The organism is Variovorax sp. RA8 (assembly GCF_901827175.1).
Lineage (GTDB): Bacteria > Pseudomonadota > Gammaproteobacteria > Burkholderiales > Burkholderiaceae_C > Variovorax.
On the sequence record NZ_LR594663.1, the window covers coordinates 39,002 to 61,512 of the forward strand.

Genomic DNA, 22,511 nt, shown 5'->3' on the forward strand with positions numbered 1-22,511 from the left:
CCAAGACCAACGAGACAAAGAGACAACGAGACATCATGCTGACCACCGAGCAGAACGAACGACTGACACGTGTCGGGAAGGGAACCCCCATGGGCACCCTCCTGCGCCGCTATTGGCACCCCATCGCACTCTCCACCGAACTGCCCGGGCGCGATTCCGATCCGATCGTTCGCAAGCTCCTCGGTGAGCGGTTCGTGCTGTTCCGCGATACCGAAGGCCGCGTCGGCGTCATGGACGAGGCCTGCCTGCACCGCGGTGCCTCCATGGCGCTCGGCCGCGTGGAGGAAGGCGGGATCCGCTGCATCTATCACGGCTGGAAGTTCGACGTGACCGGCAAGCTGCTCGACACGCCCAACAATCCAGACCCGCGCTTTCGCGAGCGCCTGCGTGCGAAGGTGTATCCCGTGCAGGAACGTGCCGGCCTGGTCTGGACCTACATCGGACGGCCGGAACTGCAGCCGCCCTTTCGCAAGTTCGCCTTCGAGGACGTTCCTGACGAGAACCGCGTGATCGTGCGCAACAACGTGCCTGCCAACTATCTGCAGATGTGGGAGGGCGGCGCGGACAGTTCGCACGTGAGCATTCTGCACAGCAACGTCACGCGCCCTGGTTGGCTGGAGAGCAGCAACCGGCAGCTGAAGGAAGGTGACATCACTGACTTCATCAAGCCGGCCTGGGACGATGTCGCGCCAAAGCTCGAGATCGAGGATACGGGTTTCGGCTACCACTACGCCGCCCTGCGGCAGCTGGGCGACGGTAAGTTGAACGTCCGCCTGGTTCCCATCTTCATGCCCGGCGGCCGCATCATCCCGTTTCCCACGTTCTTCAACACAGTGTTCGAGGTTCCGCTGGACGACGAGCACACCGCGACGTACCTGGTCGACGCAAGCCCCACGGAGAAGCTCAGCCTGGAGCATCGGCTGCGCCGCTCCGGGTTGTCGGAAGAGCGCTTCTACAAGGATCTCAATTTCGTGGCCTCGCCCGACAACGGCTTCTGGCAGGACCGCGAGGCGATGCGCGAAAAGCGCAGCTGGAGCGGTTTCCACGGCATCACGCAGGAAGACGCCGTGATGTCCGTTTCGATGGGGCCGATCTACGACCGGTCGCGGGAGAAGCTGGTCGCGGCCGACGCCGCTGTCGTCAAGCTGCGCCGCCTGTTGCTGGACGCCCTGGACCGGTTCGAATCCGGTGCCGAACCGCATGGCGTGAACTATGCGGACATGACCAGGATGCGCGGATTCGACATCGACCTCGGCCAGGACATGCACTGGCGGCGCGAGGCCCAGCCGCACGCCGAGCACTACCCCGCTGTGCCGGCCTAAATAACCACAAGGAGACAAGCAGATGAACACTAGACCTACCGGCGGCATCAGCCGGCGACAGGCAGTCGCCGGCCTCGGGGCCACCTTGCTGGCCACCCGGGTCGTCGCACAGGCGGACTACCCCACACGGCCCATCAAACTGATCATCTTCCTGCCCCCGGGATCGATGACCGATACCCTGATGCGCACGCTTGCGCCGGAGGTGCAGAAGATCCTCGGGCAACCCTTGATCATCGACAACAAGCCTGGCGCGAGCGGCCTGATCGCGTTCCAGGCGGTCAAGGCAGCCGCTCCAGATGGCTACACACTCGGTGTGCTGACGCCGTCGACGTGGCGGGACTCGCCCGGCGCGAAGCTTCCCTACGACCCGCTGCGCGATTTCACGTACATCTGCAACTTGAGCGAAACTGCCTTCGCGATCACGGTTGCCGCCGATTCGCCTTTCAAGACCTGGAAGGACCTGATCGAGTACGGAAAGAAAGACCAGGACAAGACTTCCTACGGGGCTGCGCCCGGCCTGGGTCAAAGCCCGCACCTGTTCATCGAAGAGATCGCCCGCACGGAAAAGGTTCGCTGGACACCGATTCCCTACAAGGGCGCCAATGAGTCGACCACCGCTTTGATCGGAGGCCAGATCGCCTTCTCGATCGATCCCCTGCTGGCGACCAGCTCGCTTGTGCGTGCCGGCAAGCTGCGTTACATCGCCATGGCCCGGGCCGAGCCTGTGAAGAACTGGCCTGATGTTCCGACCATGAAGCAACTGGGCTACCACATTGTGGTCGACAGTCCTTTGGGAATCGGCGGACCTGCCGGCCTTCCTGGCAATGTCATCGCCAGGTTGAGCAGCGCGTTCAAGACCGTCCTGGAGGCCCCCTCGATCATCGAAATGCTCGACCGCGCCGACCAACCTCGCCGGTTCATGGAAGCGGCCGCCTACCGACAGCTCGTCCAGCGGAACATGGAAGAGCAACGCGTCCTGGCGGAGCGTTACGGAACGAAGCCGAATTCGTGAGGGCCTGAATTCGGGGGCCACTCTCCATCACTCCATCAGAACTGAACCATGCTGAACCATCAAGACAACGAACGAATCTGCCGCGTCGGGCGTGAACAGCCCATGGGCAAGTTCCTGCGGCGCAACTGGCTGCCTTTCCTCTTGCCGGAGCCGCTGGTTGCGGGCGGAGACCCCCAGGCCGTACAGCTGCTCGGAGAGGACTTCGTCGTCTGGCGTGATGCCCACGGACGGCCTGCGCTGTTCGCCGACGGCTGCCTGCATCGGGGCGCCTCCATGCTGCTGGCGCGAGCGGAGCCCGATGGCTTGCGCTGCATTTACCACGGCTGGAAGTTCGGCATCGATGGCAAGGTGCTGGAGACGCCGAACGTGAGCGATCCGGACTTCAAGGACCGCCTGCGTGGCCGTACTTTCCCCGTGCGCGAAGCCGGCGGACTGTTCTGGACCTACCTGGGCGCTCCCGGCACGGAACCGGAGTTCCCGCACTGGCACTGGATGGACCTGCCGGAGTCCAACCGCCTAGTGGTCGAACACGTGCAGGAGTGCAACTTCGTGCAGGTGATCGAGGGCCTGATCGACTCGACGCACCTGGGCTTCCTGCATGCCGACGCGGTTCGCAAGACCAGCGACAGTTCGCTGGAGTACGCGAACAAGATCAGCTCGGTCCAGTTCAACCTGGCACCGCGCCTGGAAGCGCAGGACACCGAGTACGGCTTTTTCTACGCCGCTTTGCGCGACCGCGTCGACGGGCAGGGTGCGCTGCAGACTGAAGCGCGCGTCACCGGCTTCGTCGCCCCTTTCACCGTGCTCAACGCCAATGGCGACATCGCCTCGCACATCGTGCCGCTGAGCGACACCCGCACGGCGTTCATCCACATCTACTGGAGCGAAACCCAGAAGATCAACGAGGAGCCGTTGCGCACGGAGCAGCTGAAGTTCGTCGGGTTGGACCCCGAGTGCCTTGCCAGCTTCGGCTTGACGCGCAGCACGCTGGGCAAGGGCGAGTACCCGCAGCGCAGCAACCGTTTCCACCAGAACCGGCAGTCGATGCGCAACGGTGAAAGCTGGAGCGGCATGCCCGGATTGACGGAGGAAGACACTGTCGTGACCGTGTCGCCTGGGCCGATACGCGACCGATCGGTCGAGATGTTGTGCTCCTCGGACCTGGCGATCGCCAAGCTCTATCGGACGCTGCTGCGCTCCGTGGACGAGCAGCAGCCCCCGGTGGTGGACTGGCCGCGCGTACGGGCAGCGAACAAGGTGCTTGCCGCGGGCGAGGACTGGCGCGGCATGGTCCCCGCGTTGGCGCCCTCGGCGGCGGAGACGGCGAGATGACGCATCACCCGGCCCCGGTGGCCATCCGCAAGCTCGGCGAGCGGCGATTCGACGCGGATCACGCGGAGTTCGCCGAGCTGATCGAGCAGCTCGTGGCGGCGGACGACGCCGGCATCGAGGCGGCCTTGTTTCGCCTGAAGGCTCACGCGGTGAAACACTTCGGCGAAGAGGACGTGGAGCTGCGCGCCCTGGGAGGGTCCGCCAACGAGTGCCATCTCGACGAACACAAGGCCGTCCTTGCCTCGATGGAGCAAGTAGCGGAGATCGTGAAGTCGGGGAAGTTCGAGATCGCCCGGACTTTGGGACGCGAGCTCGCGCACTGGCTCCCGGGACACATCGAGGAGCTGGACGTCCGCCTCACACAGGCAATGTTCAAGGTGCGCACCGGGGGCTCGGAGGTCCGCATCTTCAAGCCGGGGCAGCTGGCTTCGCAGGAGTAAGTTCATGTCCAGCCCCCCCCTCCAGCTGCGGCTCATCGGCATCCGCTACAAGGCCGAAGGCGTCCTGGAGTTCGAACTTCAGGACCCATCCGGCGCTGCATTGCCGCCTCATACGTGCGGCGCCCACATTGACCTGCACCTGGCAGGCGGCCTCGTGCGCAGCTATTCGCTGTGCAACGCGACGGCCGACACTCACCGCTATATCGTCGCGGTCGGCCTGGACGCAAAGAGCCGGGGCGGCTCCAAATACCTGCATGAGACAGTACGCGTCGGGTCGCCCATCGCCGTCACCGCACCTCGCAACACGTTTCCGCTCGTGGAGGATGCGCGCCACAGCCTTCTCATCGCCGGCGGGATCGGTGTGACCCCATTGTGGTCGATGGCGCAGCGGCTCACCGAGCTCGGCCGCTCGTGGGAGATCTTCTACGCCGCCCGCAGCCGGCGCACGGCGGCCTACGTCCAAGAACTGGAGGCACTCGCGCTGCGCAGTGGCGGCAAGGTGCACTTGCACTTCGACGACGTCGAGGGTCGGGCGGCGGACCTCGCCCCGGTGTTCGCCCGAGTCGATCCGCGAACGCATGCCTACTGCTGCGGACCGGCGCCGATGATCGAGGCGTTCCGTGCTGCAGCACAGGCGCGCCTGCCGGACGAACAGGTCCACATCGAATTCTTCAAGGCGGCCGATCCTGTGCAACGCACGGGCGACGCGTTCAGCGTTTGTCTGAACCGCAGCGGTCGGGTACTGCCCGTGGGTTCCGAGCAGTCCATCCTCGATGTGCTGCTGGACGCCGGCGTGGACATTCCCTATTCCTGCATGGAAGGGATCTGCGGCTCGTGCCAGTTGAACGTTGTGGAAGGTATTCCCGACCATCGCGACTCCGTCCTTTCCAACCGCCAGCGCGCGGCTAACGACGTCGTCATCGCGTGTTGCTCCAGATCCAAATCGGAACTGCTGGTGCTGGACGTCTGACCTTTCCATTGAGAGACCGAATGCTTTCCACAGAACAGAACGAGAGACTGACGCGTGTCGGCAAGGGCACGCCCATGGGCACCATGATGCGGCGCTACTGGCATCCCATCGCACTGTCCGCCGAATTGCCGGAAAAGGATGGTGCGCCTATCGTGCGCAAGCTTCTGGGTGAGAGGTTCGTGCTGTTTCGCGACACCGCGGGCCGCGTCGGCGTCATGGACGAGGCGTGCCTCCACCGAGGCGCTTCGATGGCGCTGGGCCGGGTGGAAGAGGGCGGCATCCGCTGCATCTACCACGGCTGGAAGTTCTCCGTCGATGGCGACCTGCTTGATACACCTAACCACCCCGACCCCCGGGTCAAGGAACGCCTGAAAGCCGCGACCTATCCGGTGCGCGAGCAGTCCGGCCTGATCTGGACCTACATCGGACCGAAAGAAAAGGAGCCGCCGTTTCGCCGCTACGCGTTCGACGAGGCTCCCCCCGAGCGCCGCCGTGCCAACCGTGTGAACGTTCGCGCCAACTACCTGCAAGTGTGGGAGGCCGGCACCGACAGCTCGCACGTAGGCATTTTGCACAGCAACGTGACCCGCCCAGGCTGGCTGAAAGCCGAAGGCGCGCAGGTCGACGAGTTCGCCATCAAAGACATGGTGAGCGACGCGTGGGACGACATGGCGCCCAAGCTCGAGTTGGAGAACACCGGCTTCGGCTATCACTATGTGGGCATCCGCAAGATCGGCGACGGACAGCAGGTCAACGTCCGGCTGACACCCGTCTTCATGCCGCACGGCCGGATGATCATGCATCCGAACTTCTACGCGACCGTCTTCGACGTCCCCATGGACGACGAAAATACCGCAACGTTCAACGTCGATGCCAGCGACGTCAAGGAACTCGTGCTGGAGGAGCGGATGCAGCGCTCCGGCCTCACGGACCCGAGGTTCTACAAGGACCACACCTTCATCGCGACGGAGGAGACGGGGTTCTACCAGGACCGCGCGGCCATGCGCGAGAAGCGCAGCTGGAGCGGCTTCCACGGGCTCACTCAGGAGGACTCGGTGGTCTGCCTGTCGATGGGACCCGTGTTCGATCGCAGCAATGAGCACTTGGTCGCTGCCGACGCAGGCGTGGTGCGCCTTCGTCAGCGACTGGCCATGTCCCTCGAATTGAGCGAGGGCGGGCAGGACCCGATGGGCCTGCAATACGAGGACATGACGAAGGTGAAGGGATTCGACCGCAACTTGCCTGCAAGCGAATCCTGGAAGCTTTACGCCCGCGATCACACTGAGCTCTACCCCGAGGAGAAATTTTGAAGCACGTCCACCGCGTCTACGCGATCAAGTACGGCCACCTTGAGCGCAAGGCCCGAACGAATTTCATCAACCCGCCGGGGGACCATGACGCGGACATGCCGATGGATTACTTCCTCTGGCTGGTCCGGTGCGAGAGCGGCCGCACGATCGTCATCGATACCGGCTACAACGCGTGCGTGGCCCGGCAGCGGGGGCGCACCATGCTCCGGCATCCGGCGGACGGGCTGGCGCAAATGGGCGTGAACCCGCAGCTCGTCGAGGACGTCGTCATTACGCACCTGCACTACGACCATGCGGGAAATGTCGAAGCCTTTCCCAAGGCGAGATTCTGGCTGCAGGAAAGCGAAATGCAGTTCACGACAGGAAAGTACATGTGCCGCGACTTCTTTCGGCTCGCGTACGAACGCGAGGACGTGGTGGCCATGGTGGACGCGCTCTTCGACAACCGCCTGCACTTCGTCGACGGCGACGCCGAGATCGAGCCCGGTGTCACGCTGCACCACGTCGGCGGGCACACCGCGGGATTGCAGGTCGTGCGGGTGCAGACCGAAGCGGGGCCTGTCGTCGTCGCGTCGGACCTCTTCCACTACTACGCGAACTTCGACCATGCGCAGCCCTTTCCCATCGTCTACAGCCCGACGCAGCTGCTGGACTCGTTCGAGCGCGCAAAGGCGCTCGTCAAGGACGGCGGCTGGCTGGTGCCGGGCCACGACCCACTCGTCATGAGCCGGTTCCGCGCGGAGCCCGAGGACCCCGAGTTCACGGTGCGACTTTGGGAACCCGCTCTCTGAACGCAGCGCAGACACATATACAACGGAGACAAATGATGAAGTCCTTCCCCGTGATCATCCGCTCGCTGCTCCTGCTGCTGCCGGCAGCATGGACCAGCCTGGGCTTTGCGCAAGGCGCCGAGACCTGGCCGCGCAGGCCCATCCACATCACCGTGGTGTTCGCACCCGGCGGTGGCGCCGACGTTGCCGCGCGGCTGGTCGGGCCGAAGTTGTCGGAACGGCTCGGGCAGCCCGTGATCATCGAGAACAGGCCGGGAATGGGCGGCGGCCTCGGCGCCGATTACGTCGCCAAGTCCGCACCAGACGGCTACAACCTCGTGCTGGCCTCGTCCGGCGGCCTCACGTCACTGCCATTCCTGTACAAGAACGTACCCTTCAACGCCGAGAAGGATTTGGCGCCGATCACGACTTTCGGGGTCAGTCCCCTCGTCCTGGTTGCCGGCCCCACATTCCAGGGCAAGACGGTGAAGGATGTCATCACGCTTGCACAGCAGCAGCCGGGAATCCTGGCGCACGCGACGGCCGGCGGCAATGGAACCGCGCCACACCTCGCAGCGGAGCTTTTCAAGGTGATGACCAAGACGCAGATCATCCACGTGCCGTTCAAGGGAGGCGCCCCTGCGCTCATGTCAGTGATGGCCGGTGACATGCCACTCGGCTTCGTCGACTTGGCCACGGTGCGGCCCCAGCTGGAGTCGGGCAAGGTTCGGGCCCTGGCGGTCTTGGGCAAGAACCGCACGTCCGTGGCACCGCAGATTCCGACCGTTGCCGAGTCCGGCGTGCCGGGCTACGAGGCCGAGGGCTGGTTTGCCTTGATGGCGCCTGCAGGCACCCCGGCTGCGATCATTGCGCGACTGAACAAGGAGCTCAGGGACATCCTGGAATCGCCGGACGTCAAGGCGCGGTTTGCGACCGTCGGCCTCGAGCCTACGTCTTCCACTCCGGAGGAAGTCGCCCAGATGATCCGGCGGGACTCCGCGAAGTGGGGCAAGCTGATCAAGGAATACAACATCACTGCGGATTGACATGGCGACCACATCGACTGCCGATCGACCGCAGGCCGTGAGCTATCCCGAGCTTCAAAACCTCGCGGGTCGCAACTTCGTCGTGCTCGGGGCGGGACAGGGCATCGGAGAACAATGCGTGCGTACGCTCGCGCAGTTCGGCGCGCGCGTCTGCGCCGTGGACGTGGACGCCGCCCGGGCGGCCGCTGTCGTCGGCGAGCACCGGGGGTTCGGCCTGGCCGCGGACGTGACGCGCGCCGAGGAGATCGATGCCCTCTTCGCCGAAGCACGGAAGCGCTTCGAGGCTCGGGTCGACGGTGTCATCGATGTGGTGGGCGTGGCGCTCGACGTCGGATTGAACGCCGCCGATGAGGCCCGCGTCGACGAGCAGTTCCAGATCGTGTTCCGGCACGCGTGGAATGTGCTGCGGCGTGCCGAGGCGAACGTGGTTCAGGGCGGCAGTGTCGTTTTCGTGGGATCCATCGCCGGGATGACTCCGCGCGCGGGCGCGTTGCTCGGGTACGCGGCCGCAAAGGCAGCACTTCACCACGTGGTGCGTGGCAGCGCGCTCGAACTCGGGCCGAAGGGTATCCGTGTGAACGCCGTCGCGCCGGGCTTGACCTACACACCGAGGCTCGCGGCCCTGAACGATCCGGCATTCTGGGACCGACAAGCGCTCGCCATTCCCCTGCGAAAGGTTGGAATGCCTGCCGACGTGGCCTCGGCGGCGCTGTTCCTCTCCAGCCAGATGGCTTCGCACATCACGGGACAGGTACTCGTGGTGGATGGCGGTTCCACGCTGACAACAGCCTCAGCAGCACCCGGTGGACTCTCCGGCTGAAGCCAACAGACTAACCCACTCCCGAAGAAGGAAAACCAATGACCCGCGCGTACGCTCCCATCAACCAGAAGCTGTTCGACCAAGGCCTCGCCACCCGCCGCGAGGTGCTGGGCCCGGAATACGTCGATGCGGCCGTCAAGAACGCCACCGACTTCAACATTGACATGCAAGAGCTCGTCACGCAGTACTGCTGGGGCGACGTCTGGAATCGCCCAGGGCTCGAGCGGAAAACGCGGTCCTTTTTGAACCTGGCGATGATCACCGCGCTGAACCGTCCCCACGAGCTCAAGCTCCATGTTCGCGGTGCGATCAACAACGGCCTCACCAAGGACGAAGTCAAGGAGGTGTTCCTGCAGGCGGCGATCTACTGCGGCGTTCCGGCGGCGATCGATTCCTTCCGCGTCGCGTCGGAAGTCTTCAAAGAGATGGACCTCTGATCGCCATGGAGCAGGTCGGGTTCATTGGACTGGGCATGATGGGCGCGCCGATGGCCCATCGACTGCATGAGGCGGGCTTCGCGCTGGTCGTGCAGGACGCGAACGCGTCGACGCTGGATACTTTCGTCGAGGCGCATCCCGGCACGCGCGCCGCGGCGGACCCCGAGGCCTATGCGCGCTGCGAGGCGGTCATCACCATGCTGCCGAACTCCGACGTCGTCGAAGCCGTGCTCGACCGCGTGGCGCCGCAATTGGCGCCGGGCACGATGGTCATCGACATGAGTTCCTCCGACCCGGGTCGCACACGAGCGCTTGCGGGAAGGCTCGCCGACCGGCAAATCGTCCTGCTCGACGCGCCCGTCTCTGGCGGCGTGAATAAGGCGTTGTCCGGGACGCTGGCGATCATGGCGGGTGGAGACCTCGAGGCGTATGGCTGCGGCAAAAAGCTGCTCGCAGCCATGGGCACCCACCTTACCCACGTCGGCCCGGTGGGCGCTGGGCATGCGCTGAAAGCGCTGAACAACTATGTGTCCATGGCGGCGCTCATCGCCACTGCGGAGGCGATCCACGCCGGCTGCGCCTTCGGCATCGACCCTGGCACCGTGGTGGACGTGATCAACGTCTCGACGGGGCGCAACAACACGACGGAGAACAAGGCCCGCCAGTTCATGCTGAGCGCCTCATTCGACTCCGGATTCTCGTTGGCGCTGGCCGCCAAGGACGTGGGGATCGCGGCAGCACTCGGACCGACGCTCGGGCAGCGGATGGGCTTGGCGCAATATGTTCGTCAGATGGCGGGTGATGCTTCGCATGCGTTGGGGCCGAACGCGGACCACACCGAGATGTACCGCTATGTGGGCAAAGAGTAAGTGCGCAGGAGGTGAGAGCTGCCGACGGTCAAGCGGTGACCAGATTCCTCGGGTTGCCACGCACGAAGGCCTCGATGTTGTCAACCAGCTGATCGGCTAAAGATTGCACTGCTTCGTCGCTCGCCCATGCTACGTGCGGTGTGAGTATGAAATCGGGTTGATGTAGGAGCTCCAAGAAGGGATGCCCAGTCGGCGGTGGCTCGACGCTCGTCACGTCGAACGCAGCGCCACCGATGTGCCCTGCGTCCAGTGCGGGGCCGACCGCTGCCTCGTCCACCAATCCACCGCGGGCGGTGTTGGCCTGGCTGCTGCCGTTAGAAATTCTCAGCCGAAGGATGGCGGATGCCGACAGCAGACCTTGGCAATTTTTCATCGCTGACGACCGGTCTACCTTGCGAAACTTGACCTTCCCCCGACATGGTTGAGGAAATCCGAGTTCGGCGACGTGCTCGGCAACCTCTCCGAGCCTAAACTCGCCCACAATTTCTTCTGACGAAGCAAAATAAAATGAGGCGACCCGCTTCCAGCGAGGTAGCCCAGGAAGCGATTCGTCGACTACGTCGGCGAAGACAATCCGATGCGCATCGTCGATGCGTTCGTCGGCGAGCTTGATCTCCCATGCTCTCGGCTTTGAAGGCGCCGATCCCGCAGCCACCGGGCGGCCCGGCTACGACCCGTCGGTCCTGCCCAAGCTGTACATCTACGGCTATCTCAATCGCATTCAGTCGAGCCGCCGGCTGGAGCGCGAGGCGCAGCGCAACATCGCCGATCCATGAATGCTCACACCACCCTCTGTCGGCTCGCCCAGTTGGCCGCGATGTTCGATGCGGCGCCCTGCAGTTGTTTCAAGTGCCGGGCCACGACGTCGCCGCGAGCGTCGAAGCGCTTCAACCACACAACATTGATGCACGCGATGACCCGCGCGCCATGCATCACCGGAACGGCAATGGCCGAGAGCTGGTCGTCGAAGCGCTCGATCGCCTCGTCGTGCCCGCCAAAGCTGGAGTCACGTTCCGCATAGCCTTTCTTGTGCACTGATTGGCGAATCAGTTCCATCTCGCGCGCGACGGATTCAGCGCCTACATGCAGGCGGCGCCCCAGCTGCCGTGCAAGGCGCACGCGCTCGTCGGACGGGCAATGTGCCACGTAAGCGCGCCCCACGGCGGAGCGCAGCAGGTCGATAGTGTGTCCGATCTCGTCGCGATTTACGGCCAGGCCGCTGTTGCGCCGCGTGGTCTCGAGCAGGCGCATGCAGACCCCGTCCTTCACCGCCAGGTCGGAGGGCCAGACGACGAGTGCGCGCAGCGCTTCTAGGGCCGGCATGGCCGCTGCGATGAGCTGCTGGTGCTGGAGCGTGAGGATGCGGGTCGGCACGAACTCGACCGCCGGCCGCCACAGGCCGTCGCCCTCGGCTCGCCAGACGGCGCGCTCCTGTTCGAGCGTGCGCATGAGCCGCAGCAGCGTCGCCTTGGGCAGCCCCGTCTCGCGCTGAACGTCGGCCAACGTCGCCTTGCCCAGGCGTTGCAGCACGCGCAGCACCTGCATCGCGCGGGTCACGCTCCGCACCATTTCTTCGGTAGGCATGTGTCATCTCGAACGTTCCGCCAGCCGGAACGATGACCGATATTCGTTGAATCCACCGGTCGCGGCAACTACGCTTGCATCCATCTTGAATGGAGGCAATCGTGGTCCGCAACATTCTCTTTATCATGGCCGACCAGCTGCGCTGGGACTACCTGTCGTGCGCCGGGCACCCGACGCTGCAAACGCCGAACATCGATGCACTGGCATCGCGCGGCGTTCGCTTCAGCAACGCGTTCGTGCAGGGGCCGGTGTGCGGCGCCTCGCGCATGTCGACCTACACGGGCCGCTACGTGTCGAGCCACGGCTCGGCCTGGAATTTCGTGCCGCTGTCGGTCGGCCAGAAGACCCTGGGCGACCACCTGCGACCGCACGGCATCCGCTGTGCGGTGGTCGGCAAGACGCACGTCGAGCCGGACGTCGACGGCGCCTGCCGGCTCGGCGTCGACACCACGAAGCAGCCAGGCTCGCTCGCCATGGAGGGCGGTTTCGACCCTTATGAACGCGACGACGGCATCTGGCCGCCCGGCTTCAAGGTGGAAGGCAATCGCTACTGCGACTACCTGCGCGCCCAGGGCTACGAGGGCGACAACCCCTGGCACGACCATGCAAACTCAGCACTCGATGCCGACGGCAACATCCTGTCGGGCTGGGAGATGCGCTGGGCCGACCGACCCGCCCGCGTGGAGGAAATCCACAGCGAGACGCCCTACATGACCCGCCGCGCGATGGATTTCATCATCGAGCAAGGCGACAACCCCTGGGTGCTGCATCTGTCCTACATCAAGCCGCACTGGCCCTACGTCGCGCCGGCGCCCTACCATGCGATGTACACGGCAGCGGAGGTGCTTGCGCCGGTGCGCAGCGATCGCGAACGGGTCGACGCCCACCCCGTGGTGCACGGCTTCCGGCAGACCGACCCCAGCCTCAGCTTCAGCCGTGACGAGGTGCGCGCTACCGTGATCCCGACCTACATGGGGTTGATCAAGCAGCTCGACGACCAGCTCGGCCAACTGTTCGCGTTCCTGCGCGACCGCGGCATCGACCGCGACACGCTGATCGTCTTCACCAGCGACCACGGCGACTACCTCGGCGACCACTGGCTCGGCGAAAAGGAGTTGTTCCACGACACCATCGTCAAGGTGCCGATGATCGTCGTGGACCCGCGCGCCGAGGCCGACGCGACGCGCGGCACGACGATCGACGCGCTGGTGGAAGCCATCGACCTGGTGCCGACCTTCCTTGACGCGCTCGGGCTGCCCGGCGCGCCCGAGTGGCTCGAGGGCGTGTCGCTGCAACCTCTGCTGCAAGGCCGGGCGCAGACGCCGACACGCGACACGATTTTCAGCGAAAACAGCTATGCGTTCCGCGATGTCGTCCGGCTGCCGGTCCACCGGCCAGTAGACGGCTGCCAGATGACGATGGTGCGAACCGAGCGCTGGAAATACATCCACTACGAAGGCCTGCGCCCACAACTGTTCGACCTGCAGAGCGACCCCGACGAGTTCGACGACCTCGGGACCGATCCTGCGCACGCCGCGGTGCGCGAAGAGATGGCCGAGCGGATGTTCGCGTGGCTGCGCCAGCGCAAGCGTTTTCCCACCATCAGCCACGGGGACATCGAGCGATGGAACCGCTGCGAGGTGGAGACCGGCATTCAGATCGGCATGTGGTGAGCCACCCGCCGTGCATTCAATCGCCAACTAAAGCCCCAGGAGACAGACGATGAAGAACGTGATCAAAGGCATGGCCGCCGTCGCCGTGACTGCCATTTCACTGGCTGCAGGCGCGCAAGCCTGGCCGACCAAGCCGGTCAAGTTGCTGGTGTCCTTTCCACCCGGCGCTCCCGGCGACATAGTAGCCCGTCTGCTGCAGCCGCAACTGCAGCAGGCATTGGGACAACCCGTGATCGTGGACAACCGCCCCGGGGCTGGCGGCAACATCGGCGCACTGGAGGTCGCGCGCGCCACCGACGGACACACCTTTCTGGTCGGGCCGGACACCATGTTGACGGTAAACCCGCATCTCTACCGCAAGCTGGCCTTCAAGCCCATAGAGGACTTGGTCCCCGTGACCTACCTGGCACGCTTCAACCAGTTGCTTGCTTGCCATCCGTCGGCCGGCGTGAAGTCGCTCAGTGAATTCACTGCGCTGGCGAAGAAGGCGCCCTTCAACTATGCATCCGGCGGACCGGGCGTGCCGGGGCACCTGGCGATGGAACTTCTGATGTCGGAAACCGGCGCCACCCTCAACCACGTGCCCTACCGCGGCCCTGCCCCCGCGACCCAGGACCTGTTGGGCGGCGTGGTGCCGTGCGGCTTCCTGGCGACGCCCGTCGTCGGTCCGCATGTGCGAGCCGGCAAGCTCGTCGCGCTGGCGGTCTCGGGCAGCAAGCGGACGGCGTCCCTGCCCAACGTGCCGACCGTTGACGAGGCCGGCATCCGCGGTTACGACGCTTCGTTCTTCGAGATCGTCGCTGCGCCCAAGGGCACGCCGGGCGCAGTCGTCGATCGCTTGCAGCAGGAAATCGCGAAAGCACTGAACAACCCGGATACACGCGCCTCGCTGGCGGGCGCCGACCTCGAAGTGCTGGCCTGGAACCCGGCCGACGCCGCCAAACAGATGCGGGCAGACCACGAAAAGTGGGGAGTAGTGAACGAGAGGATTAGACTCCAGTTGGACTGACGGACGCTGCACCGCCCACGCGCCCCGATGGTCGCGTGTTGCCCCATGCGCTGAATCGATCGGATCTCGTCGGCGGATGCCACATCCACCACCAGGGACCGCATCATCCGAGAAGCGCATCCTGGACGACCTTCAGACGGCTTCCCCCGATGTCACCGGAAACCGCCTCCGCGAGGAGCGCGTGAGGCGTCTGCACCAAGTTGATTGCGAAGAAGGTGCGTGAGAAGGATGCTCCGCAATCCTCCGGAGAGGGTGCGGATCGCGCCGCGTGACCAGAGGGTCGCCCCCGTCGCTCGCCCCCCTACAGGATTCAAGCCCGCCAGGTTCACGCCTCGCGGGATTTTCAGTTTTCGGTGACAGCCGGCTGAGTGATTCCAGATCCCCGGATTTCACCGCCACCAGATTCCCCACGTCACGGAGCGCGACAGCAACCTGCCCGATGCGCAGGACCTCACCACGCGATGTGGTCATCCAGAGCGGCACGCGCCACGCCTGGCGCGACAAGAGCGACAAACCGGCGACCATGCTGTTCGTCCTCGTCGGCGCGAAGCGCGCCTGAGTTCAGGTCGTCTTTGCGACACGGACAGCGGACACTCCGGTCAAATGTCAGGTTGAAGTCCTGGTCGAACGCCCACTGATCATGATGGTGCGCGTGATGGGAGCTGGCCGATTCGTGCCAGCTCCCGCCCTAAACGTCGATGACCGTTGTCGCCCAAATACCCGCCGTTGAGCGTTCGAAGGCGACAGACCGCAGTGGGCCAATTCTGTTGAAAAACTCGTCATCATCGCTGCGCTGCGCGCGAGGCTCCGTACTTTTTGATGGGTTTCGAGTTCGTCGCTGGATCTAGTTTGACGCGAGGTCCTTTTCGGGGCCTTTCATGCCGGCCTGAACTGCATCACTTGCCCGCTTGGTACCAAGCGCTTCGCCATGCGCCTCAAGTTCTGAGCGGTTGCCGCTAGCAGGAATTCGTCTTGCGCACCCGATAGCCCACGCAGTCGCAACCGATCCAGTTTGAGGATGCGCTTGAGGTGTGCAAACAGCATCTCAACCTTCTTCCTGTCCTTGCGCGACTGCTTGTAGGCATCAGTAGCAGCGATTGAGCGCGCCACATCGCGTGCGGGCTCGTAGGGACTGCGCTCGATTCTGCGGATCGACATGTTCGGGCAACACTGCGGTTTCAACGCGCAGGCTTGGCAGTCGAAGAGGCTCGCGCGATAGCGGTACGGATTCTTCTGCTTGCTGCGCCATGCTGGTTTCAGCTCCTTGCCGGCAGGACACACGTAGCGGTTGTTCTCTGTATCGAAGACGAAGGCCGATCGCCCGAAGGTCCCGTCGTTGCGTTCCGACTTGTCCCACACAGGAATGTGCGGTGCGATCTTCTTGTTGTTGACCATCCACTCAAGCAACGGCGCCGCGCCGTACGCCATGTCGGCCACCAACCGTTCGGGCTTGAGCTGGAAGCGTCTCTCGACACGGTCGACCATCGTCTAGGTCGACCCCACTTCGGATGTGCGGTGCGCGGGCGTTGCTTCGACGTCCACGATGATTCCGGCGTGCAGATCGATCAGGTAGTTTGTCGAGTACGCATAGAAGGCGGGCCTGCCCGCGGCGGCCGTCCACTGTGATGCGGGGTCGGTCAGCGAGATGTTCTTCGCAGGAGTCGATGGGCCCGGCGGTTCATCTGGCTCGTCCCCCGTCGGAATGTTGTCCTCCAAGGCAGCAAGGTACTCGCGCACAGCGCGGCTTGGCCCATCTCCTTGACTCCATTCGGTGGTGTCGGCTCCCACGCCACCGCGGCCACGTTTGGCGTCGGCCTTGATGATGCTGGCATCCACCGCGAATCCTTCACCGCGCACCAGGCCTTCGGTCATGCAACGCCGCAGCACGCTCTCGAACACATGACGCAGGGCGTCGCTGTCTCGGAAGCGCCCATGCCGATTCTTGGAGAACGTCGAGTGGTCGGGCACCGCGTCGTCCCGACCCAGCCGACAGAACCAGCGGTAGGCCAGGTTCAAGTGGACCTCTTCGCACAGCCGGCGCTCGGAGCGAATGCCAAAACAGTAGCCGACGATGAGCATGCGCATCATCAACTCGGGATCGATCAAGGGCCGACCGGTATGCCTATAAAAAGGCGCGAGGTGATGACGCAGATCGCCGAGATCAAAGAAGCGATCGATGCCTCTCAGCAGGTGGCTTTGCGGAACATGGTCATCAAGGTTGAACGAGTAGAAGAGCTTGTCTTGCACGCCACCTTGATGACCCATCATGTCGATGCACTCCTCTGTGAGATGCGATCAACATAGTCGAGACGGGCGAGAATTCCAGGGAGTTTTTCAACAGAATTGGCCCTAAGCGTCTGTTCACCTAGCATCCCAAAGGCCGACGTCCGGCCGCGCCCAGGCGTTTTCGCGAAGTGGGTTACTCCACCGTTGGTCGCGTGCGCGCGGGCCCCCTACTGTTAGGCCAAGGCACGGTTGCGCCCGATAAGTAAAGAACAGTGCGGGGCTCCACGCTAGCTCGAGTGCCGATGAAGGAGTTGCGCACCGGCGAGAAATCCTTCGAGGATCGCGTGGCGTGGACATCGGTGATTCCGTGCTAGAGAATGAAGCGGTACTGTTTTCCGCCAAAGCGACTGCTGGCAACGATAAGCTCGCACGCATTCAGCGCGTCTTCAGCTGTATCAAATCTGCTCGCAAGACGCAGAGCGATCCATTGCCCATCCGCGGACGGCAACCCGCGCCTGACGCCTGTCGTCTTGGCTCGATGCTCATTCTTCCAGCGCCTTCCGGAGCCCATCTCATACTGGAGAACGTCGGGAAGATCAAAGGTTCTTATGAGCACTCCGGTGGGAGTTTGCAGCAGCACGCAGCATCTGCCGCCTAGGTCGAGCATGAGTTGCTCGATCTCCACCAAGCGCCGCCGCCAGAGTTGATAGGCCTCTTCTTCGATGATTGGATCAGTGATCAAGCAACCCTTATCCAGCCAATGCGAAGGGCACCGATCGAATGGGCGAGCCTGATCAACCCTCGTCAAGCGCGTGAATGGATGGGCAGTGCAATGCTCACGTCCGACGAGTTGGTGACATCGACGCCAATGACCGAACCCGCGTGCGCCTCGGTCCTCTCGCACGCAGTCCTCGCACATGTAGGCGAATGCTCGCGGCGTTGAAAGTCCGTGATAGTGAACGCACCTCGTATCCCACTCACGGTAGCTTTGGGGAAAGCATGTGAACGGGATCATCGAACGCTTCTCGACGTACACCCGAACGCTCTGGTTGTTCAGTTTCGCCAGCACGTGCAAGTCAGGGTACTGGAGGGCTCGTGACGGGCCGTTCAGTTGCAACCTGGTCGCGTCCAAGAACAACCTTACGTTCGGATAGTCGTTCACCAGGCGCAAGCGCCCCGCGTGGCCGGCGGCCACTTCATCTGGAGCGCCTTGACGTTCAGGAGAGCGTCAACGCCGGCCGAACTCATTGTCACATCCCACGGCGGGTGCAGAGGGTGGGCTTCCGACGGACCTTCTTGAAGCAAGCGACGTTGCCCGGCGAGCGAACTGCAGTTTCCGACGAACTTTCGAAATCCTGCGCGGAGCAAAAATGTGCTTGCGTGTCGCGGGTTTAGGTGCGGTTCCTTCGACCATCTTTATTCCTGGGGTTCAGCTGACTGGATCGTTTGAATAGAAGACGCTTCTTACGCAGAGATTCTTGAGTTTCTCGTTCGAATAGAACCCGATTCGCATAGGGCTGGTCGCGAGCCCAAACGTTTGCGGAAGTACATCCGTTCTGCGTCTGGGATGCCCTCTGGCAGCAGGATGGAGCATCCGGAATAAAAAACGCAGGCACCGCCTGGAAGCATGCCTCTACCTGGTCGCAGGATCTGCCGTTCATTGTTTCCGGCGTCGAGGGCCGGCGACACGCGCCACCGGTCCTTCAGGCGCTTGCGCGAGATGCCGACGTAGCGGATCTTCGAGTCGCTGATCTTTCACGGCCAGTGCTGAAAGCACATCGAACGCGAGAGCACGGCGACGTTGATGAAACACAACGGCTTGCATCGACGCATCACGCTGCCGCTTGTGTGCCTCGGATGCCTCCACCGCATGGGCTTCGCGCCTGCGCAGGATTTCACGCAACACTGTGACGGCTTCGCCATCAACACGTGCACTTCAGATCATCGGCTATGCTGCGCAGCGTTACAGAATGTTCAAAGGAAAGCGTGGTTTGGACTGAAGCACAGCCCGTTCAAGCCCTCGCACTGACCGGGGGCGGCTATCGGGGCTTCTCCACGGCTCGGTCGTTGCAGGTGATGGAAGACTCTATCGGCGTGCCGCTTGGCCGGCGATTCGATCTGACCTGCGGCACGTCCATCGGGGGCATCATCGCGTTGGCCATCGCCTTTGAAGTACCGATGCGCGAGGTCGTCGAAGTCTTTGAGAGGTTTGGCGCGACCATCTTTCCGCCACATGCTAAGCCGACCACCGGGCTCCGGAGGCTGCGAGATCTGTTGAAGCACAGCCGCAAGCCGCGCTACGCGACCGCTCGCTTCGCGAAGCAATCACGGCGCTGATCGACAAGGACGCGACTCTGGGTGACGCGCGCAATCCCGTGGCAATCCCGGCCGTGAACGTCACGCAGGGACGGCCACAGGTCTTCAAGACCCGTCACAAGGCCGAGTGGACGAGGGATTGGAAGTACAAGGTGGTCGATGTGGCGCTGGCGACGGCGGCCGCACCGACGTTCTTCGAGCTGGCCGAGGTGGACGGCAACCTCTATGCCGATGGGGGCCTCTTTGCCAATGCACCTGATCTGATCGCATTGCACGAGGCCGAACACTTCTTTCGGGTTCCGCTCGAAGCTGCACGGCTCCTGAGCATCGGGACCACTACGAAGAGCTATTCGCTCTCGTTCAGCGCCGGCCGGCAATTCGGGATCGCCGATTGGATGGAGGATCAGCGCGCATGGTCACATCGCCAACAGTAGCCGCCAGTGCGTCGTCGGAGTGCTCCCGCGGCGCCGCACGGGTCGGAGACAGGCGACGCAGCGGGATGCTGAGGCGACCGCTCGTGTCCTCGCCCATCAACAGTCGGGCCTCAGCTACCGGCTTGTCGAGAAGGGTCTCAACCTGCATCTCCTCGGTGTTCACACGAAGCACGAAGACGCGATTGACGAACTCGAGGGTTCTCGGATTGAAGGAGATGAATCCTTCCAGGCCGCTCTGCGCCGTCGTCTTTACCGAGATGCGCTCATTGTTGAGTCCGACGACGTCGTAGCCCCGCTGATTCACATCGGTGGCCATCTGGCCGTTGGTGATCATCGCGACGTAGAGCTCGCCGATGCGCCCAAAAAGGTGGCGCAGCTCCGTGGCCGGCACGCCCCAGGAGATGTCTCGTTCGAACCAGGCCAGTGCCTCGCCGAGCGACTGGATGAGCTGCATCTGGGAAAGTGCCACTCATGTGCTGCAGACCTTCCCTAGTTTGACCGCTGCTCCTGTTGACGTTCCCGAACCCGCATACGCAGCCCGACCGGCGCCATGGTTAGAGCTAAGTATTCGGCAGGATCTCTCTCATCTGAGGTGGCCACGCTCTTCAGGTCGAACTGGCCGAGTAGCATGGCCATTGCCATCTTGATCTCCAGCAGCGCCAGATAACGACCCGGGCAGATTCGTGGACCACCACCGAAGGGCATGGCTATGCGTTTGGCTGAGTCGGATCCGTGCACGCCGGCTGCAAGCCATCGCCGCGGCTCGAAGGCGTTGGGATTCGGGAAAAAACGTTCGTCTAGCGTGTCATGTCGGAGAACGAGCCAGACGATAGTACCGGCCTTGATTCGGACATCCCCGATCGTGGTATCACGCAGCGCTTCGTTCAGAATCGTCGGCGCGACGGGCTTCAGGCGCATGGCCTCGTTGGCACAGGCCTCAAGGTAGTCCAGCGACGCGATCGACTCCGGCGTCATTGACGACAGTTCGGCGAAAGTGCGCCGAACTTCATCTCGGCACTGCTCGAGTGCCGGCGGATTCTTGAACAGAAGCCAGATGAGCCAGGCAAGCGTATTGGCCGTGGTGTCTTCGCCAGCCAGCAGCATGGTGAAGACGTTGCCTGCAATCTCCGCGTCACTGACTGCACCCGATTCCCGCTCGGCGGCTGCAATCATGGCTTCCAGCAAGTTCGAAGGCCGATCGATCAACTCGGGGTTGCCCTTCATTCGCTTGCGCGCCGCCGCGATGAATCCCTGGACCGCGACATTGATAGCTGCCACGCTTTCTGGAAGGTGACGGTCCGCGTGAGATTTGAGATAGCGCCAATAGGGCAACGGCGCGAGCACCCGCCTGAAGATCGCGGGCAAGATCTGGTCCAGATGGTTCTGAATCACCTCCGAGCCACCCTCGAGCGTGTTGATCTCCGAGCCGAATGCCAGGCCCGCGACGCCATCAACGGTGTATCGCATCAGATCAGCGCGAAGATCGATCGAGTCGTCAGCAGCCGCGGCCGCCTGCCATCGGCGATGCAAGCGCCGGGTGACAGTCAATAGCGTTGGAAAGTAGGCCCTGACGTGGGTCGGATCGAATGCCGACATCACAAGTCTTCGCTGCCGTCGCCATGCGTCGCCGTTGGCGGCGAAAACGCCGGGCTCCATGCCCATCTCTCTTATCACTTGCTCGAGACGTACTGTTCGTCGGAATCCCTCCGGGCGATCTCGCAGCACGGTGATCAAGTTCTCGTGGTCAGTGACGCCGAGGAAATGTCGGCTGCCCAAACGGAACTTGAAGTATGGTCCGTAGCGCTGTGCCCAGGCTTCCACGTCCTGGTGCGCCCGGCCTTGATGCATCTGCAGTATGTTTCCCACGATCGGCAGACCGCGGGGGCCGGGTAAGTCAGCAAATTGTCGGATAGCACGCCCGACCGCGGGTGAGCTCTCGATCGCGGTTTGATTCGCCATTTCATCCTCCGGCGTTCGACCTCATCGACTATTGGACGACCAGCCTTGCAGAAGTGTCAACCAACGAATTGTGATCGCACTTTCACGTGCATAGGTTCAGAACCTTTCGCCGTGAGCGTACCGGCCCCACGGTACGAGCGCGTTGGCAACGGGTTATTTGGCGTCGGTCCTCTGGAAGGATCCGATCCCCGAGCACACCGTCTCGCCTCTCTTGAGCAGCACGCGAGCTCCACCTCCTCATGCACATCCGGGCCCAGCGTGAGGGCATGCGCAGCAGGGCAGGGGAGCGTTAGAAGAGATCGATATTTGATGGGACGCTCCCCGATAGGCTGGACTTTGCGGCAGCTGAGGAGCTCGCGCGAAGCGGCCGCGTCGTTCGGTGGGAGGACCAGTTCGAGGCCCTGCTCGCGAGCAAGTCTCTGACCCTGGCGTCTGTGCAGGCCGCGCTCAGCGGGATCTCGGGCCGCAGGGGCTTGGCGGCCTACCTGGCCCAGCGAAACCAGAAGGCGGCTCGATCCGTGCGCTGACCGCTGGCCGAGTCATGCGGGCGACCGGGAGGTAGAGGCCTACCTTCCGACTGGTCACCGCTTGAATTCGATTCTGACCTGGCGTAGATTCGGTGCCCACGGGGCCGCCGACTCCGATCGCCGCCCGCATGGCGAAGCCCGATGGGCATCGGCGTGACTACACATGATCTCTCAATCACGGCCACCTTCGGCGGCTTGGAGATGGATTGCGGGCGTCCCGGCTCCGAGCTGCGTACGTAGGATGCCATGACGATTGAACAGATCAAGAAGTTCGCCAAGAACCTGCAGCACCTGCTCCCAGAGTTCCTTAGCGCGCACCACCCCCTCTTCTCCCTTACAGACCTACAGCGACTGGTGGCGCAGATGGCGGGCTATTCCAATATGGAAGTAGCGACGGCCGCGCTCAAGCTCATGGCTGAGGAAGGTGGCGATGCGATTGGCAGCTTCTAACACTA

20 protein-coding genes and 4 pseudogenes are annotated in these 22,511 nt (G+C 63.4%); 18 read left to right on the forward strand and 6 right to left on the reverse strand.

Annotated features, from left to right (window positions below; genetic code table 11):
- Positions 1-35 precede the first annotated feature (35 nt).
- From E5P3_RS31140 to E5P3_RS31190, 11 genes are all read left to right on the forward strand, one after another.
- Positions 36-1,322, forward strand: a complete 1,287-nt coding sequence (locus E5P3_RS31140) for a Rieske 2Fe-2S domain-containing protein (protein WP_162589984.1) — start codon at positions 36-38, stop codon at positions 1,320-1,322.
- An 85-nt stretch (positions 1,323-1,407) separates the two neighbouring features.
- Positions 1,408-2,334 carry a Bug family tripartite tricarboxylate transporter substrate binding protein gene (locus E5P3_RS31145; protein ID WP_162589985.1) on the forward strand — a complete coding sequence of 309 codons (927 nt, stop codon included), beginning with the start codon at positions 1,408-1,410 and terminating at the stop codon, positions 2,332-2,334.
- 48 nt (positions 2,335-2,382) lie between these two features.
- Positions 2,383-3,666, forward strand: a complete 1,284-nt coding sequence (locus tag E5P3_RS31150; RefSeq protein WP_162589986.1) for a Rieske 2Fe-2S domain-containing protein — start codon at positions 2,383-2,385, stop codon at positions 3,664-3,666.
- Positions 3,663-4,106 (forward strand): bacteriohemerythrin, encoded by a 444-nt coding sequence (locus tag E5P3_RS31155; RefSeq protein WP_162589987.1) that lies wholly within the window; start codon positions 3,663-3,665, stop codon positions 4,104-4,106. Before E5P3_RS31150 ends, E5P3_RS31155 begins: the two co-directional genes overlap by 4 nt.
- Before the next feature lie 4 nt (positions 4,107-4,110).
- Entirely contained in the window at positions 4,111-5,076 is a 966-nt protein-coding gene (locus tag E5P3_RS31160; RefSeq protein WP_162589988.1) for a PDR/VanB family oxidoreductase, read from the forward strand.
- 20 nt (positions 5,077-5,096) lie between these two features.
- Complete coding sequence (locus E5P3_RS31165; protein ID WP_162589989.1) at positions 5,097-6,386, forward strand: Rieske 2Fe-2S domain-containing protein; 1,290 nt, start codon at positions 5,097-5,099, stop codon at positions 6,384-6,386.
- Entirely contained in the window at positions 6,383-7,177 is a 795-nt protein-coding gene (locus tag E5P3_RS31170) for an N-acyl homoserine lactonase family protein (RefSeq protein WP_232073546.1), read from the forward strand. The genes E5P3_RS31165 and E5P3_RS31170 overlap by 4 nt, the downstream gene beginning before the upstream one ends.
- Positions 7,178-7,212: 35 nt before the next feature.
- Complete coding sequence (locus tag E5P3_RS31175; RefSeq protein ID WP_162589990.1) at positions 7,213-8,202, forward strand: Bug family tripartite tricarboxylate transporter substrate binding protein; 990 nt, start codon at positions 7,213-7,215, stop codon at positions 8,200-8,202.
- Between the two features lies 1 nt (position 8,203).
- Entirely contained in the window at positions 8,204-9,022 is an 819-nt protein-coding gene (locus tag E5P3_RS31180) for an SDR family NAD(P)-dependent oxidoreductase (protein ID WP_162589991.1), read from the forward strand.
- Between the two features lie 38 nt (positions 9,023-9,060).
- Entirely contained in the window at positions 9,061-9,459 is a 399-nt protein-coding gene (locus tag E5P3_RS31185) for a carboxymuconolactone decarboxylase family protein (protein ID WP_162589992.1), read from the forward strand.
- 5 nt (positions 9,460-9,464) lie between these two features.
- Positions 9,465-10,328, forward strand: a complete 864-nt coding sequence (locus E5P3_RS31190; RefSeq protein ID WP_162589993.1) for an NAD(P)-dependent oxidoreductase — start codon at positions 9,465-9,467, stop codon at positions 10,326-10,328.
- A gap of 28 nt (positions 10,329-10,356) precedes the next feature.
- Here the strand turns inward: E5P3_RS31190 and E5P3_RS31195 are convergent.
- A pseudogene (locus E5P3_RS31195) lies at positions 10,357-10,683 on the reverse strand (NAD(P)-dependent oxidoreductase); the annotation flags it as partial.
- Positions 10,684-10,881: 198 nt separating this feature from the next.
- On the opposite strand from E5P3_RS31195, the pseudogene E5P3_RS31200 reads away from it, so the two are divergent.
- Positions 10,882-11,092 (forward strand): annotated as a pseudogene (locus tag E5P3_RS31200) (transposase); the annotation flags it as partial.
- Between the two features lie 16 nt (positions 11,093-11,108).
- Here the strand turns inward: E5P3_RS31200 and E5P3_RS31205 are convergent.
- Entirely contained in the window at positions 11,109-11,912 is an 804-nt protein-coding gene (locus tag E5P3_RS31205) for a helix-turn-helix domain-containing protein (protein ID WP_162589994.1), read from the reverse strand.
- Positions 11,913-12,001: 89 nt separating this feature from the next.
- Between E5P3_RS31205 and E5P3_RS31210 the strand changes: the two genes are divergently transcribed.
- The 3 genes and pseudogenes from E5P3_RS31210 to E5P3_RS31220 all read left to right on the forward strand — a co-directional run.
- A complete protein-coding gene (locus tag E5P3_RS31210; RefSeq protein WP_162589995.1) occupies positions 12,002-13,585 on the forward strand; it encodes an alkaline phosphatase family protein in 1,584 nt (527 codons plus the stop codon).
- Between the two features lie 49 nt (positions 13,586-13,634).
- Complete coding sequence (locus E5P3_RS31215; RefSeq protein ID WP_162589996.1) at positions 13,635-14,594, forward strand: Bug family tripartite tricarboxylate transporter substrate binding protein; 960 nt, start codon at positions 13,635-13,637, stop codon at positions 14,592-14,594.
- Positions 14,595-15,054: 460 nt separating this feature from the next.
- Positions 15,055-15,153: pseudogene (locus E5P3_RS31220) on the forward strand (cupin domain-containing protein); the annotation flags it as partial.
- 317 nt (positions 15,154-15,470) lie between these two features.
- Here E5P3_RS31220 and E5P3_RS31225 read toward each other — a convergent pair.
- Positions 15,471-16,862 (reverse strand): annotated as a pseudogene (locus E5P3_RS31225) (transposase).
- A gap of 328 nt (positions 16,863-17,190) precedes the next feature.
- Positions 17,191-17,562, reverse strand: coding sequence for a hypothetical protein (locus E5P3_RS31230; RefSeq protein ID WP_162589997.1), 372 nt, complete (start codon positions 17,560-17,562; stop codon positions 17,191-17,193).
- 1,208 nt (positions 17,563-18,770) lie between these two features.
- On the opposite strand from E5P3_RS31230, the gene E5P3_RS36230 reads away from it, so the two are divergent.
- Positions 18,771-19,157: a patatin-like phospholipase family protein gene (locus E5P3_RS36230; RefSeq protein ID WP_162589998.1), complete on the forward strand. Its 387-nt coding sequence runs from the start codon at positions 18,771-18,773 to the stop codon at positions 19,155-19,157.
- Between the two features lie 17 nt (positions 19,158-19,174).
- Positions 19,175-19,570, forward strand: coding sequence for a patatin-like phospholipase family protein (locus E5P3_RS36235; protein ID WP_269474022.1), 396 nt, complete (start codon positions 19,175-19,177; stop codon positions 19,568-19,570).
- Here the strand turns inward: E5P3_RS36235 and E5P3_RS31245 are convergent.
- Positions 19,497-20,024 carry a DUF6998 domain-containing protein gene (locus E5P3_RS31245; protein WP_197894037.1) on the reverse strand — a complete coding sequence of 176 codons (528 nt, stop codon included), beginning with the start codon at positions 20,022-20,024 and terminating at the stop codon, positions 19,497-19,499. The two genes, E5P3_RS36235 and E5P3_RS31245, sit on opposite strands and share 74 nt — an antisense overlap.
- A 35-nt stretch (positions 20,025-20,059) precedes the next feature.
- Positions 20,060-21,529 carry a cytochrome P450 gene (locus E5P3_RS31250; RefSeq protein ID WP_162589999.1) on the reverse strand — a complete coding sequence of 490 codons (1,470 nt, stop codon included), beginning with the start codon at positions 21,527-21,529 and terminating at the stop codon, positions 20,060-20,062.
- Positions 21,530-22,302: 773 nt separating this feature from the next.
- On the opposite strand from E5P3_RS31250, the gene E5P3_RS31255 reads away from it, so the two are divergent.
- Complete coding sequence (locus E5P3_RS31255) at positions 22,303-22,506, forward strand: hypothetical protein (protein ID WP_162590000.1); 204 nt, start codon at positions 22,303-22,305, stop codon at positions 22,504-22,506.
- Positions 22,507-22,511: the final 5 nt, after the last annotated feature.

What these genes read in the sequence shown, in the direction of transcription:
- E5P3_RS31150 (WP_162589986.1), top strand. Translation starts at nt 2,383, where the DNA reads ATGCTGAACCATCAAGACAACGAACGAATCTGCCGCGTCGGGCGTGAA.
- E5P3_RS31165 (WP_162589989.1), top strand. Translation starts at nt 5,097, where the DNA reads ATGCTTTCCACAGAACAGAACGAGAGACTGACGCGTGTCGGCAAGGGC.
- E5P3_RS31160 (WP_162589988.1), top strand. Translation starts at nt 4,111, where the DNA reads ATGTCCAGCCCCCCCCTCCAGCTGCGGCTCATCGGCATCCGCTACAAG.
- E5P3_RS31190 (WP_162589993.1), top strand. Translation starts at nt 9,465, where the DNA reads ATGGAGCAGGTCGGGTTCATTGGACTGGGCATGATGGGCGCGCCGATG.
- E5P3_RS31155 (WP_162589987.1), top strand. Translation starts at nt 3,663, where the DNA reads ATGACGCATCACCCGGCCCCGGTGGCCATCCGCAAGCTCGGCGAGCGG.
- E5P3_RS31210 (WP_162589995.1), top strand. Translation starts at nt 12,002, where the DNA reads ATGGAGGCAATCGTGGTCCGCAACATTCTCTTTATCATGGCCGACCAG.
- E5P3_RS31175 (WP_162589990.1), top strand. Translation starts at nt 7,213, where the DNA reads ATGAAGTCCTTCCCCGTGATCATCCGCTCGCTGCTCCTGCTGCTGCCG.
- E5P3_RS31215 (WP_162589996.1), top strand. Translation starts at nt 13,635, where the DNA reads ATGAAGAACGTGATCAAAGGCATGGCCGCCGTCGCCGTGACTGCCATT.
- E5P3_RS31205 (WP_162589994.1), bottom strand. Translation starts at nt 11,912, where the DNA reads ATGCCTACCGAAGAAATGGTGCGGAGCGTGACCCGCGCGATGCAGGTG.
- E5P3_RS31255 (WP_162590000.1), top strand. Translation starts at nt 22,303, where the DNA reads ATGACGATTGAACAGATCAAGAAGTTCGCCAAGAACCTGCAGCACCTG.
- E5P3_RS31180 (WP_162589991.1), top strand. Translation starts at nt 8,204, where the DNA reads ATGGCGACCACATCGACTGCCGATCGACCGCAGGCCGTGAGCTATCCC.
- E5P3_RS36230 (WP_162589998.1), top strand. Translation starts at nt 18,771, where the DNA reads ATGCTGCGCAGCGTTACAGAATGTTCAAAGGAAAGCGTGGTTTGGACT.
- E5P3_RS31250 (WP_162589999.1), bottom strand. Translation starts at nt 21,529, where the DNA reads ATGGCGAATCAAACCGCGATCGAGAGCTCACCCGCGGTCGGGCGTGCT.
- E5P3_RS31140 (WP_162589984.1), top strand. Translation starts at nt 36, where the DNA reads ATGCTGACCACCGAGCAGAACGAACGACTGACACGTGTCGGGAAGGGA.
- E5P3_RS31185 (WP_162589992.1), top strand. Translation starts at nt 9,061, where the DNA reads ATGACCCGCGCGTACGCTCCCATCAACCAGAAGCTGTTCGACCAAGGC.
- E5P3_RS31245 (WP_197894037.1), bottom strand. Translation starts at nt 20,024, where the DNA reads ATGCAGCTCATCCAGTCGCTCGGCGAGGCACTGGCCTGGTTCGAACGA.